Genomic DNA, 14018 nt, shown 5'->3' with positions numbered 1-14018 from the left:
TGGCCGAGCCAAGCTGCGCTGCCGCCTTGCGTCGTACCCGGCCATCGCCTAGCGGTGTTCATCTACTGATGCTGAGGCGGTCGCGCGTCGGCGATCCTGCACTACGTCCGCCCAATCGTCGTCGCTGGCGCTGATCTGGTCGATGGTGAACGCCTCTCGCCGTGCCTCGACGGCCGCCGTGATTCGATACTCGTCGACCGGATCGGCGTCGCTGTACTCGTTTCGCAGCACGAGCCGGAGCTCCGTCTTGCCTGGCTCCTCCAAACGTATGCCGAAGACTCGGCGGCCCACCGCACCCACAACGATCTTCTCATTGCGGACTTGTTGTACGGCCTCCCGAGCTCCGGAGGCACCAAGTCTCGCGAGGCGGCGACTTCGGATGGCCGCGTCGGTAACCACTTGAGGGGTGCCATCTGGGAAGTAGACATCACCGACCACGGTTGCCCGCCCACCGGCAATGGGGAGTGGCTCCGGTTTCGCCGTCGGCGCGGGTTGACGCGCTCGGTCGATGGCTTGGCTAGGTGGCTTGCGATGTGGCTCAACCTTCGGTTCAGCCATCGCTAGCTCTGCGCAGCCCAGGAACTCGTCGTCAGCAAAGGGGGGAGGCGGCTGTGTCGCGGAGCGTCGCGGATTCGAATCGATACCTGGGATCGTCCACCTGTAGCCGGTACTTCGGTCTTCGGGCAACGAAATAATGATCTCGTCATCAGTCCGGACGTTGAGTTGCTGGTCGCGCCAAGCCATGTCAACTGGCCAAACATCCGCAATGCCCACCACGGGTCGGCGTCCGGCGCCAATCGCCTGTTTGACTTTTAGCGGCTTCACCTTGAGCAGTTCTCGCAGTTCGTGCTGCGTGATCCGTTCGAGGTGGTACAGCTGCCTCGCGGCCGCCTCATAGCTCACGCCTGCTTCACGGGCAACGGTGTATACGTCCAACGGGCCGAGAGATGTCGCGTTACGGCGCGACAGGATGCTGTGTACGAGCGGGGGCGGCATCAGCAGTGCCCCAGCGAAAATCTGTGCAAGAGTCTCCCGCTCGATGTCGGTGCGCCCCAGCACGTCCGCTTCCGTATCGAGTACAGCATCGTGGCCGCCATCGAGTCGCCAGTGTCCGAGCTCGTGCGCCGCGGTGTACCGCTGGATCGGTGTCGAGCGTTCGGTGGTGATGAGGATGCCGCCTGTGCCCTCTGGCAGGTACGCGCCCAAGAGCCCATCGAGCGGGAAAAAAGCGAGCCACAAGTCGAAGCTTTCAATCAAACCGAACACGTCTACTTGGCGCTTCTGATCCACGCCCGCCTCGTTCAAAAGCCGGTTCGCAGAGCTTGCAGCCATGAGTCGGCGTGTGTGTCCTGAGGGCACGGGCTACTCCGTTTGTTCAGTTCGGGAGGCCCCGGGTCGTCCCGCTCCGGCGAGGAACTCAGCAAAGCGCAAGACCTGCTCCTTGTCCTGGTCCGACAGCGCCTCGGTCGCCCGATACAGGGGAGCATTCATGTCGACCTCTGCACCCTCTTCCCCAAGTAGCCACGCCACGGGGCGGCGATAAATGCGGCCGAGACGCCTGAGTTCGAGAGACGAGACGCGCCGCTTTCCGGACTCAATCGCTGACACGCTTGCTCTGGGGATGTCCAGTGCAGCCGCGACATCCTCTTGAAGGAGCCCGATGTACTCGCGCGCTTCCCGTAGCCGCTGCGCGAGAACCATCTGCTCGCTAGCGTCGGATTCCGGTACATCCATGCTCATGATCTGTCCTTTCGCTGGTGTGGCACTTCAGAGTCCATTTGTCCCGTCTTAGCGGAGGCAACTGCGATTGCCGTGGCCCAGCCATTCTCATGGGAGGCGGAGATGTGGAACTTCGAGATGCCAAGCGATCCGGCCTGTTTGGCAGCCGAACCTCGCAACGCGACGCTTGGAGCTCCCGATTCCGACGATGTGATCTCGATGTCTTGTGGGAATCTCAACAGGACGGGCAACATCTGTTCGTAGCGCTGGTAGAGGTTTCGCGCGGCAGTATCCAAGGTGCCAATGTCTGGCTCATCCAGGTCGGGAGACCATGAGAATCCGGGACTCTGGTACAGCGTCTTGGGGAAGAAGGTGCCGGCGACAGTCTCTACACCCGGAGTATCAGTCTCATTGAGAGCTTGATCGAGCGCATGGCGGATGGCTTCGTCCTCAGAGCCGGGGTTCTCAATCGTCATCACCAAGTGAACGCAGCGACCACTCTGCTGCCTGGCCGTATGCGAGAGTGCCTGGAGCCACGCTCCGCTCAACGTCTTGGTCGCACCGAGTAGCTCGCTCATGACTCGACGAATGGCGCGTCTTGCTTGTGAATTTGCTGGTGCAGCATCCGGCTGAGGGCTGTTGGAGAAGCGAAATCATCTTTGGTGAGGTCTTTAGGGTTGACGAGACGCCCTACTCCGCACGCCTCTTCGACCTGACTAATCACCCACACTGCTGAGAGGCTGGCAATGCCAGCACCGGAGTCACTTGGGGCTTCACCGATGCTGGCGAGCAATGTGTTCACATGGACCTCAAGTTCGCTCTCGCTGAGCCCGCGGACATCGACTGCGCTCTCGGGTTGGGTCTGAGGCGGGGAAATGCTGCCCGTGTCGATGTCATCTTGCACGACATAGATGTTAGATTATCTGACATTCGCTGTCAAGGACATGACTTCACTGTGGCTTTTCGGGCCTAGCTTGCAGCGCCGATGCAGGAGGGGGCCTGCGCTGAGAACGGCAAGCCCCACTTGGGTGGGTAGCCCAGTGGCAAGGGCCGTTGGTCGATCCGAAACACCTGCTTGATGCGGCCCGGCCCATCCACTGAGTGTTCGGGGTGAGCGACTCGGGCGTACTTGTCGACCTCGCAGAATAGGTTCTGACAGTCAATGAGCTGAAGAGAACGACCCCACAAGTCCCGAAACGGCGTCGGCATCGGGGTTGTCTCAAAGAAGTCAGTCGCCGAATCCGCCATCGCTGCGATCACACCGGCCGCGTCGAGGCCGCCGGTGTCCGCGAAGCACTTGCCAATACCACGCAGAGCGCCTGGGCCCGCCACAACGAACTCCATCTCGTCGAATTCGAAGTACGGCGAGTAGTTCAGATCTACGGCGTACTGAAACGCCAAGAACGGGCCAAACGACTGCACATCGCACAGCTGCTCATACAGGGACCTCAGCGAACGGGCTTTCTCAAGGTCTGCAAGCACACCCTCCCGCAGCAGCATCTCAAGGAGAGACAGATGGTTGCGATGCTTGCGATCTGCTCCCAGCCGCGGATTCGGCATGATGTACGCCGCCGAATACACGCGTCGCCCTTGGTCGAGCAGCTCGTCCAATGCTTTCGCGTATGCTTCGGCGCTGAAGCCAGTTGCTGTCGGCTGCCCTACGCGATCAACCAGGTACTCCCAGGTGTCGATCCGGTTGAAAATCTTGAACAGCAGAACCCGCAGGATCGTGTCGAGAGCGTCGTGCTCATCGTCGTAGATCACATGATGGAGAAGGTACTGACTCACTCGATCCGACGCGCGATACGCATTCGTAAACCTGTAGCGGCCCAGAACGGGATCGTCGGTCCACGGGCTAGCTTCTCCAGACACACGGCGAAAGAAGATTGCCTGCCGCTCGGCCGCCAGTCGCCAATACGACCAGAACACCTCCGTCACCCGCACCCGCCGCCCGCCGAGTTCAATCTCCCAACTCCCCCCCATGGGAAATCCATCTTACGAAAGACCTCGACTGTCAACGACCTACGTCAGCTTTAGCCCGGGTGGCAACGCCCCGCTGATACCTCGCCCGCCGCCTCGGCGAACCCCTCGCCACCTGCGGGGCGTTGCCCACAGGAAGCTGAATCTGCTTCGCATGGACGCTGCTGGCCTGATGTGTCCACCTTTTTTCGGTCTCGGTTTGTGAGAGTGGTGGGGTTCCGAGCTGGGAGGTGCAGCGATGCCGTTTTCGTATTCGTCGGAGTTCCGGGGGATGGTCCTGAGCAGGTCGAGGTCACTGACTACCATTAGAAGGGAACCTGACATGGTGCGTATCCCAAGTGACCGAGAGCCGACCCACCCAGGCTCAATGCTCTTGCATGAGTTCCTGCAACCCTTGGGGATCACTCAGCGCGATCTAGCCACTGCGATCAATGTGCCCTTTCAGCGGGTGAATGAGATCGTGCTGGGGCGACGTGGGATGACCCCTAGTACCGCACTACGGCTTTCCCGATGCTTGGGAACGACCCCGGAGTTCTGGATGAATCTGCAATTGCGCTGGGATCTCTACCGCACCCAACGAGACGAAGCCGAGCAACTCGACGGCATCTCGCCGCTAGTGGCTTCCCGCTGATTGCGCCCATAAACCGCCTCTCGCGTGGGTTGGGCCGTTAGCGTTGGGCGAGCGTAATGTGGCACGGGACCGGAGGCTGTTCCGGTCGGAAGTCACACCGGAGGAGTGTTGGTAGAAGTACCCGAGCATCTGCTGCAACGATCGCGAGATCGTCGCCGTGATCTCGGCGCGACTACTGGCGACGAACCGGCGGCAGAGGTCCCGCCGTCGGAGACCGCCGCCGCTCCCGTAGTAGCCCAAACCCAGGCGCCGGCGGCTGCGGCAGTGCCCTCTTTGCCCGAGCTTCCCGACCTGGAACCGGAGTCCGAACCTCTGCCCGAACCGGTCAAGCCGTGGGTTCAGGCCGCTCTGACTCGCAAGAAAATCCCGGTGTGGGCCGTTCCGGTGCTCATCTTCCTGCCGTTCTGGGCCATCATCTTCGCCGGCACGCTGGAGTCTCCCGAGCGGGACACCGAGATCATCGCCTTGGGCCGGGAGGTCTACGACGGCAGCGGCGGGTGCGCCGGCTGCCACGGCGCCGAGGGCGGTGGAGGGATCGGCCCGGCACTGGTCGGCGGCGAAGTCTTGAATGCATTTGTCGACTGGCGAGATCACGTGATCTGGGTGGTCAACGGCTCGCCCCCGGAAGGACAGGTGTACAACGACGAGGGCGATGTCTCTGCGGAAGGCATGCCCGCCAACGGCGACAAGCTCACCGCCCGGGAGATTTTGGCCGTGGTCTACTTCGAGCGGGTGGAGTTGGGCGGGGCCTCCGAAGCCGATCTGCACGATCTCGAAGAGCTGTTCGAAGCCGAAGGCGTGTTGCACAATCAGTTCGACATCGGGCAAACCTTCCCCAGCACGTTGAACGGCCTGATGGCGAGCGCCGGGATCGGAGCGGGCTGACGCCTCGTCGCGATCTGCTGGTCGTCGGCGGCGGTCCGGCGGGAGCAGCCACCGCCTATTGGGCGGCCCGACACGGCCTCGACGTGGTGGTGGTGGAGCGCAAGGAGTTCCCCCGCGACAAGACCTGTGGCGACGGACTGACCCCCCGGGCGGTCAAATCGCTGCACGACATGGGGTTGGGCGATGAGCTCAACCGCTGCCACCGCTATGGAGGGCTGCGGGCGGTGGCTCACAAGCGCACCATGGAGCTGGCCTGGCCCCAGCACTCGGTGTTCCCCGACTACGGCTATGTGGTTCGACGGCGGGAGCTCGACAAGCTGGTGGCCGACCACGCGATAGCAGCCGGTGCCGAAATGATGCTGGCCACCGAGGCCACCCAGCCGCTCCTGGTCAACGGGGTGCTCGACGGAGCGGAGGTGGTGGACAAGGCCACCGGGCAAACCAGTCAGATCCAGGCCCGTTATGTGGCGGTGGCCGACGGGGCCAACTCCCGGTTCGGCCGGGCCCTGGGCACCGCCCGAGACCGGGCCTATCCCCAGGGCATGGCCATCCGCACCTATTTCGAGAGCCCGCTGCACGACACCCCATGGATCGAGAGCGCACTGGACATGCGGGACCGCAACGGCAATTCGCTGCCCGGCTACGGCTGGATCTTCCCGCTGGGCGACGGCTGCGTGAATGTGGGCGTCGGGCTGCTGTCCACATTCCGCGACTACACCTCGGTGAACACTTCGCACTTGATGCGGGAGTTTGCGGCCACGCTGCCCGCCTACTGGGAGATCGATCCCGACCGCCCGCTGATGGAGCCGGTGGGAGGGCGTCTGCCCATGGCCGGATCGGTGTACCCCAAGGTGGGACAGAACTACCTGGTGGTGGGAGACGCGGCCGGATCGGTGAATCCCTTCAACGGCGAGGGCATCGACTACGCCTACGAAACCGGGAAGATGGCCGCCGACTTGGTGGCCGAGGCCACCGCCACCGGCGACGGGGAGGTGATCCGGCGGTACCCGGAGCTGCTGGAGGAGAACTACGGGGCTTACTTCCGGGTGGCCCGGATATTCGCCCGGCTGATCGGCAAGCCGGCGCTGCTGCGGCAACTGACCCGGATCGGCATGCGGTCTCGCCCGGCCATGGAATGGGCCCTGCGGATCATGGCCAACCTCATGGACCCCGATGACCCCGGACCGGCCGAGTACATCTACAAAGCCGCGGCGAGGGTCTCCAGGGCAACCTCAGCGCGTTAACTGGCAGTCGGCTCTTGCTTCAAGGCGGACGCGAACGCCTCCACCGTGGTGTCGATGTGATCGTCGGTGTGGACCAGGCTGGGAAACAAGGCCTCGTAGGGGCCGGGAGCGAACGCCACGCCAGACTCTAGGAGGGCATGGAACACCCGGGGATACACGCCGTTTTCCGCGGCAGCTTTGGCCTGGTCGAAATCGGAGGGCGCGTCGGCACAGAAGAATACGCCGAGCAGTGATCCCACCCGGGGCACGGTGCAGGCGACACCAGCCGCCGCAGCCGCCTTCACCATGCCGTCGGCCAGACGGGCCGCGGTGTCGGTCAGGCTGCGGTAGACATCAGGGGTGAGCTGCTCCAAGGTGGCCAAGCCGGCGGCAGTGGCCAGCGGGTTTCCCGACAGGGTTCCGGCCTGGTACACGCCGCCTAGCGGGGCCAGGTGTTCCTTGAGTTCGGCCCGTCCGCCGAACACGCCGATGGGCAGTCCGCCACCCACCACTTTGCCGAAGCACCACAGGTCGGGGGTCACTCCGAACCACTCGGTGGCCCCACCGGGGGCCAGGCGGAACCCGGTGATGACCTCGTCGAACACCAGCAGGGCACCGGCCTCGTCGCAGGCGGCTCGCAGCCCCTCCAAAAAACTGGGAATCGGTGCCACCACTCCCATGTTGGCCGCCACCGGTTCCACCACCACTGCGGCCACCTCGACGTCCACCGCGGGAATCTGGTTGTAAGGGGCCACCACGGTGTCGGCTACCGCTCCGGGGGTGACGCCGGCCGAATCGGCCAGGCCCTGATTGGCCACCCCGCTGCCCCCCGCGGCCAGCAGCCCGTCGCTGTGGCCGTGGTAGCAGCCAGCGAACTTGATGATCTTGGTACGGCTGGTGGCCCCCCGGGCCAGGCGTATGGCGGCCATGGCCGCCTCGGTGCCGCTGGAGGTGAGCCGGGTCCAGTCCATGCCAGGCACCCGGTTGCACAGCGTCTCGGCCAGCAGCACCTCGCGCTCGGTGGGTGCTCCGTAGCTGGTGCCGTCGGCGGCGGCCTCAACCACTGCCTCAGTGACCGCAGGATGGGCATGGCCCAGAATGCCGGGGCCGTAGCTCTGCACATAGTCGATGTAGCAGCGCCCCTCCACGTCCCACACGTAGGGGCCCTCGGCCCGAGCCACAAAGTACGGCGTGCCCCCCACCGACCGGAACGAGCGCACCGGCGAGTTGACCCCCCCAGGAATCACCTGCTGGGCCCGCTCAAACAACCCCTGATTAGTGGTCATCCAGCGATCCTAGCGGTGTGTCCAGAGCTTCCCCCCGTGGTTCTGGTTTGTGCGGGGCTCAGTTGGTGTCTTTGATGGTGCCGGTGGCGGTGGCGTTGGCGAGGGTGGCGGGGCCTCGGGGGTTGGTGAGGGTGACTTGGAGGGTTTCGTCGCCCTCGGCGCGGTTGTCGGGCAGGGCGAGGACGCTGATCTCCTGGTAGGTCTGGCCGCCCCGGAAGCTGACTGTGCCGGTGGCGCGGGGGATGTGCCAGTCGGTTCCCTGTTGGGCGGTTATGCCGGTGATCTGGTAGTCGACGGTGATGGTGCGCCAGAACGTCTCGGTGAGGGTGACGGCGAACCGCAGCCTGCCGCCCTCGGCGGCGGCGGCATCGGCGATTTTGATCTGCCGGCCCGCGGGGGGCGGGGGTGGGTTGTCGTCGTCGGCGACGGCCACGGTTGCGGTGTTCTGGGTTGTGGAGACGGTGTAGCCGGTTCCGGTGCCGGCGGTGAGGGTGACCGTGCCGTCGGTTTCGTCGGTGTTGTCGCCGGTTGTGGCGACGGCGAGTTTCGCAGCGCCGCTGGTTGGGACGACAACGGTGCGGGCGCCGGTGACAACGCCGTAGTCGCCGGTCTGGGTGACGGTGACGGTGACGGTCAGCGGGCCGGCCGGGGCAGGGGTGGCGGTGACGGTGAACACCGCTGAGGCGCCCTCGGTGATGCCCGGCCCGGCGGCGACGCTGATCTGGGGAACGTCGTCGTCGGCGACGGCCACGGTGGCCGCGCCGTGCGCGGTGGACACGGTGTAGCCGCTGCCGGCGTCGACGGTGAGGGTGACCGTGCCATCGGCCTCGTCGGTGTTGTCGCCGGCGGTGGCCACGGCGACGGTCTTGGTTCCGCCGGTGGGGATCACGACGGTGCGGGTGCCGGTGGCGGTGCCGTAGTCGCCGGTCTGGGTGACGGTAACGGTGACGGTCAGCGGCGCCTTCGGCGCGGGGGCGGCGGTGACGGTGAACGCCGCGCTCTGGCCCTCTGCGATACCGGGGCCGGCTGTCACACTGATCACGGGATCGGGGACGGGCGGCGGGGGCGGGGGGTCGTCTTGGGGATCAGTGTCGGGGGTGTCGGGGTCGTCTTGGGGATCAGTGTCGGGCGTGTCGGGATCTTGGGGCGGGGGGTCGTCGTCGGCAACGGCGACGGCGGCCGACCCGCTGGTCGCGGACACGGTGTAGCCGCTGCCGGCGTTGAGCGTGAGCGTGACCGAGCCGTCGGGCTCGTCGGCGCCGTCGCCGGCGGTGGCCACGCTGAACGCGGTGGTTCCGCCGGTGGGGATCACCACGGTTTGCGCGCCGAGGGCGGCGCCGTAGTCGCCGGCCTGGGTGACGGTGACCACGACGCTCAGCGGCGCGGGCGGCGGCGGGCTGGCGGTAATGGTGAACGCCGCGGTCTGGCCCTCTGCGATGGCCGGCCCGGCGGTGACGCTGACCTGCGGCACGACGGCGGGCGGCGGCGGGGTCTGCGGGGTTTTGGCGCGGCAGGCTTGGAGGCGGTCGAGCTCGGCGTAGATGTCCTGCCACAGCGCGTTGGGCCCGGCGCCCTGCCAGTTCGGCGTCTGGCGGTCCGGCCTCGCTTTGAGGTCGGCTGTGGTGTAGGTGTCGGCGCCCAGCATGGTGGCATGGGCCCGCCCGAACGTGTCGACCAGGTCGGGGCGGGCCCCGTTCCACGGGTCGCCGGCCTTGGCCAAAACCTCGGCCAGCAGGGCCGCGTCCGATGTGCGGCAGGTCGGCTTGGGCGGGGGCGGCGGGGGGTCGTCGTCGGAGACGGCGACGGTGGCCGCGGGCCTGCCCGGCGACACGGCATAGCCGCTGCCCGCCCTCAGGGTGAGGGTGATCGACCCGTCGGGCTCGTCGGTGCTGTCCCCGGCGGTGGCCACGGTGTGGGCGGCCGAGCCTGTCGTGGGGATGACGACCGTCGCCGGGCCGGCCGCGGCGCCGAGGTCGCCGCTTTGGATGACCGCCACCGACACCGTCAACGGTGCTTCGGGGGCGGGTGTGGCGGTGACGGTGAACACCGCGCTCTGGCCCTCTGCGATCGCGGGGCCGGCGGCGACTGCGATCTCGGGCGCAGCGGCGGGAGCCGGGTCGTCGTCGTCTGAGACGTCCACTGACGCCGCGCCCTTGGCGGCGGACACGGTGTAGCCCGTGCCCGCGCTCACCGCCACGGTGACCGATCCGTCGGCCTCGTCGACCTCGTCGCCGGCGGTGGCCACGGTGTGGGCGGCCGAGCCTGTCGTGGGGATCACAACTGTCGCCGTTCCCGTCGCCGCGCCCCAGTCGCCGGTCTGGGCCACGGCGACGGTGACGGTCAGCGGTGTTTTGGGCGCGGGGCTGGCGGTGATCGTGAACGACGCGCTCTGGCCCTCGGTGATGCCCGCGCCCGCGGTGACGCTGATCTCGGGCACCGCCGGCGGCGGGGCCTTCTTGGGGGCGGGGTCGTCGTCTTGGACGGCGACGGCCGCTGTGCCGCGTGTGGCGGACACGGTGTAGCCGGCGCCGGTGTTCACGGTGGCGGTGATGTCGCCCGCGGGGGTGCGGGCCTGGTCGTCGGCGGTGGCGACGGTGATGCCGGCGATGCCCGACGCGGGGACAGTGATCGCGCGCTGCCCGGTGTGGCCTGATGCCGCCCTGCCGCCGGCGACGGTGACGGCGACCGTGAGGGGCTCGGCGGGGGCGGGCACCGCGGTGATGACGAACCCGGCGTCGCCGCCCTCGGCTATGGGGCTGCTGCTGTGGCCGATGCGGATCTCGGGCAGCGCCGCGTCGTCCGAGCTGCCCTGCTGCTGCTGCTGGGCGGCGGCGAGTTGCTTCGCGGCGGCGAGGATCTTGTTCCACCGGTTTCGAGGCTCGCCGGGCTCGACGGCGGCGGTGTGGGCCTCGAGCTCGGCGACGGTGAACCCGCCCGGCTCGCCCCGTATCGTCTTTTGGGCTTTCTGCCAGTTGGCGAGCGCGCCCTGGTTGCCGGTGACGTCGCGGTGGCGGGCGATCATCGCGTCGATGAGCGCCTCGGCCTCAGAGGTGTCCACCGCCGGGGCCTGCTGTTGCTGTTGTTGGGCTGGGGGGTCGTCGTCGTCGTGGACGGCCGCCTTCTCGGCGGCGGGGGTTCCGAGCGTGTACCCCGAGCCTGCCTGGATCGTGAGCGTGACGGACCCGTTGGGCTCGTCGGCGCTGTCGTCGACCGTCGCGAGCCGCACCGTCGCTGTGCCTGTTGTGCCGATGGTGACGGTGCGCTGCCCGGCCTCGCCTGGGGCGAGCCAGTCGCCGTCCTGTGTGACGGTGACGGTGACCGCCAGCGGGGCTGTGGGCGCGGGGCTGGCGGCGACCATGAACTGCACGTCGGCGCCTTCTGTGCCGCCCGCGGACGCGACGACCGACACCTCCGGGACGGCCGCGATGGTGTCCTGGCCGCCGCTGCCCGCGGGGTCGTTGTCGGCGACCGGCTGGGAGGCGCCGCCGGGGCGGCCGATGCGGAACCCGCCGGGGCCGTACTGGGGGGCCAAGCTCAGGGTGACCGCCCCGTCGGGCTCGTCGGTGGCGTCGTCGACGGTCGGAACCGTGAACACCGCGCGTCCGGACGGGCCGATCACGACATGGCGCCAGCCCAGATGCCCCGGCGCGACCCAGTTGCCGTCCTGGGACACCTCCACCGTCGCGACCAGGGGCACGGCGGGCTTGGGGTCCGCGGTGAGCTCCCAGGCCAGGACGTCGCCCTCGGTTCCGGGGTCGGCCTCCGCGGTGATCACCGGCGACATCCCGTACAGCGAATTGCTCTCGCTGGGGGCCTGGCGGCCGTTGGACAGCGGCCCCCAGGTGCGCCCGTCGCGGTGCGCGCCGACCTCCACGTCCGATGTGTGGCCGAGCCACCGGTTCGCCCGCTTCGTGCAGTCGCTGGCGGTGCCGGTCCACGGCCAGTTGTTGTCGCCGCTGAACGCCTGGCCGTTTTCGTCGCGCTGGTCGGCCAGAAGGTCGTTGCGCCACCACAGCTCCGGGCTGCCCGAGCTTCCCGCGTTCATCGTGCAAAAGTCCGCGTAGTCATAGGCGACGACCTTGCCGTCGCCCCCGTCGTCCATCCAGTACACCGGCACGCCCAACCGCCACGCCGGCCCGTCGCGCATCCCCAGGTGGTCGCGGGCGTCCACGCTCTGGGTGGACCCGACCGCCTTGAAGCCCGACCCCAGCGCCTTCATGGCGTCCAGCGACCCGCCCGCGATCGCGTCGCGCACCCGCTGGTCGTAGACCGCGATGTCCGTCGCGGTGGCGTCGCCTCTGCTGCTGGTGCGGAACAGCAGCCGGAACGGCTGCCCTCCCCCAACCCCCGAAGGCCTCAGCGCCCAGTCCGCGGGCACCGTCCAGGTGCCGTCGGGGTTTTCCACCGGCTCGGTCACCCCGCCGCCCGCGGCGGCCACCTCGAACGTCTCCGACACCGCGTACAGGCGGCGGGAGTGCGTGTTGGGCTGGTTGACGGCGTTGGGATGGGCGACCCGCAGCGGCCCATGGGCCGAGCCCGACACCACCTCCGCCGACGCCATCTGCGGGCGCGCCGAGCCCAGCTCGTGGCCCGCCCGGGCGGTGCAGTCATGGCCGGTGCCCGTCCATATCCCGTTGGCGATGAACGTCTCCTCGTCGACCAGCGCCACCGCCGCCCCCGACTCGTCGCGCGCCGCGCGGCTGTCCCACGACCCGTCGCAGAAATCCGCGCTGCCGTCGGCGGCCTTCGCGCCGCCGAGCCAGTAGACCGGCGCGCCCGGGCCGCCCAGCAGAGCGTTGTCGCGGGCGTCCACCGCCGCGGTGGAGCCGACGACGCGGAACCCCTCGGAGTGGCCGCGGATGGCCTGATGGCCCCCGGCCGCGGCGGCGGCCTGCACCAGGGCGTTGTAGTCGCCGATGTCAGCCGACGAGGCCGGATGCTTGGTGGAGGTGAGGAACAGCAGGCGGAACCGGTCCCCCACGCTGAGCCCCGACGGGACCAGCGCCCAATCGGCGGGCACCTCTGCGGGAGCGGGAGCGAGCCGCACCGTCGGCACCACCCCCCGCGGCCTCGAGATGTCCACCCGGTGATGCTCGTGCAGCCGATAATCGCCGCACGCCGGCGGATCAGCCGGCGGCGGACCCGACAAAGACGTGCCCACAATGCACGGATGGCCGCTGAACAGCCACGCCGGCCGATCCGACGCCGCCACCCCCACATGCACAAACCGGATATCGGCGAGGCTGGTGACCCCGGTGTCCACCGCGGTCAACAACCCGCCCGTCTCGGTGCGATACGCGCCGAAATCCACATCCGGCGACGCCAAACCGCCGCGGGTCAACACCCGCACATTCAAATCGAACCGAACCGGACGCGACAGCACCACCCAGATGTTCCCCGCCGGGCCGCCCCGCCGCTCGAACAGCACCTCGGCCTGATCGTCGTCGCGGACCACCACCTCCAACTCCCGGCGCGCCGACACCGCCTCCGCCCCCAACGCGGCGCCGGATACCTCCAGATCCGCGACCCACGTCCAGTCGTCCTCCACGATGTTGTTGTCGATCATCGGCACCGAGATCTTCGCCGACGTCTCCCCCGCCTTCACCACCGCGGTGTGGCGGGCCTCGTAGATGTCGCCGCCGGGGCCCAGCGTCGGCGCCCACAGCCCCGCCGCCGCCTCAGGCTCCAGGGTGACAGCCACCCGGAAATCGGCCTTCGCCGCCGGCGACACCGAGATCGGCAGAACCAGCTCCGACGACTCCAGCCACGCGGTGCGGCGGCCGCCCTCCAGGCTGTCGTAGTCCCAGCCCGCCTGCACCGCGTCGCCGGCGGGGCCGTCGCCGTCGGAGGCCGCGATGGTGAGGGTGTGCGACAAGGCGTCGGGGTCGAGGTCGACACCGTCGACGCCGGGGTCGATCAGGGTCAAAACGGCGGTCTCGGCGCCTTCGGGCTCGGCGTCGTCGGACACGGTCACCGCGATGGGCGCCGACGTCGCTCCCGCGGGCACCTGCACCCGCCCCTTGGCGACCAGGCCGCGGGCGGACGGGGCCCAGTAGTCGCCGAACGGCTCCGCTGTGCCCGACAGGGCGAACTCCAACGCGAACGCCTGCGGCGCCGACCCCGACAGCGACACCGTCACCTGCGCGGTGGCGCCCTCTGTTGCGGGGGTGGCGGGCTCGGCGAAGCCCGCGATGGAGACGTCGTCGTCTTCGATCGTGTAGGTGGCGGTGTCCTTGCCCGCCGCGGCCGGCAGTTTCCCCGCCGCGGTGTTCCAGATGCGCGCGGTGGCGGTCT

10 protein-coding genes are annotated in these 14018 nt (G+C 68.1%); 3 read left to right on the top strand and 7 right to left on the bottom strand.

Features of this window, described 5'->3' with window-relative positions:
• Nucleotides 1–48: 48 nt before the first annotated feature.
• The 5 genes from OXG30_05345 to OXG30_05325 all read right to left on the bottom strand — a co-directional run bounded on the left by OXG30_05345 (nt 49) and on the right by OXG30_05325 (nt 3663).
• Nucleotides 49–1290: an ImmA/IrrE family metallo-endopeptidase gene (locus OXG30_05345; protein MCY4134321.1), complete on the bottom strand. Its 1242-nt coding sequence runs from the start codon at nt 1288–1290 to the stop codon at nt 49–51.
• A 72-nt stretch (nt 1291–1362) separates the two neighbouring features.
• The gene (locus tag OXG30_05340) at nt 1363–1740 is read right to left on the bottom strand and encodes a helix-turn-helix domain-containing protein (protein MCY4134320.1); all 378 of its coding nucleotides are present in this window, start codon (nt 1738–1740) and stop codon (nt 1363–1365) included.
• Nucleotides 1737–2195: a hypothetical protein gene (locus OXG30_05335; GenBank protein ID MCY4134319.1), complete on the bottom strand. Its 459-nt coding sequence runs from the start codon at nt 2193–2195 to the stop codon at nt 1737–1739. Before OXG30_05335 ends, OXG30_05340 begins: the two co-directional genes overlap by 4 nt.
• A gap of 98 nt (nt 2196–2293) precedes the next feature.
• Entirely contained in the window at nt 2294–2623 is a 330-nt protein-coding gene (locus OXG30_05330) for a hypothetical protein (protein ID MCY4134318.1), read from the bottom strand.
• 65 nt (nt 2624–2688) lie between these two features.
• Nucleotides 2689–3663, bottom strand: coding sequence for a putative DNA base hypermodification protein (locus tag OXG30_05325; GenBank protein MCY4134317.1), 975 nt, complete (start codon nt 3661–3663; stop codon nt 2689–2691).
• Between the two features lie 358 nt (nt 3664–4021).
• Here OXG30_05325 and OXG30_05320 point away from each other — a divergent pair, with 358 nt between their 5' ends.
• The 3 genes from OXG30_05320 (at nt 4022) to OXG30_05310 (ending at nt 6459) form a co-directional block, all read left to right on the top strand.
• Entirely contained in the window at nt 4022–4330 is a 309-nt protein-coding gene (locus OXG30_05320) for a HigA family addiction module antitoxin (GenBank protein ID MCY4134316.1), read from the top strand.
• A 105-nt stretch (nt 4331–4435) separates the two neighbouring features.
• Nucleotides 4436–5215 (top strand): c-type cytochrome, encoded by a 780-nt coding sequence (locus OXG30_05315; GenBank protein MCY4134315.1) that lies wholly within the window; start codon nt 4436–4438, stop codon nt 5213–5215.
• Nucleotides 5212–6459: a geranylgeranyl reductase family protein gene (locus OXG30_05310; protein ID MCY4134314.1), complete on the top strand. Its 1248-nt coding sequence runs from the start codon at nt 5212–5214 to the stop codon at nt 6457–6459. The genes OXG30_05315 and OXG30_05310 overlap by 4 nt, the downstream gene beginning before the upstream one ends.
• Here the strand turns inward: OXG30_05310 and hemL are convergent.
• Nucleotides 6456–7724, bottom strand: a complete 1269-nt coding sequence (hemL, locus tag OXG30_05305) for a glutamate-1-semialdehyde 2,1-aminomutase (GenBank protein MCY4134313.1) — start codon at nt 7722–7724, stop codon at nt 6456–6458. The two genes, OXG30_05310 and hemL, sit on opposite strands and share 4 nt — an antisense overlap.
• Before the next feature lie 58 nt (nt 7725–7782).
• A partial coding sequence (locus OXG30_05300) for a hypothetical protein (GenBank protein MCY4134312.1) occupies nt 7783–14018 on the bottom strand: 6236 nt, incomplete at its 5' end.

The sequence above is a fragment of the bacterium genome (genome assembly GCA_026708015.1).
Lineage (GTDB): Bacteria > Actinomycetota > Acidimicrobiia > Acidimicrobiales > Bin134 > Poriferisocius.
Note: the sequence above shows the minus strand (reverse complement) of the source record. Positions and strands in the feature narration are given on the sequence as shown.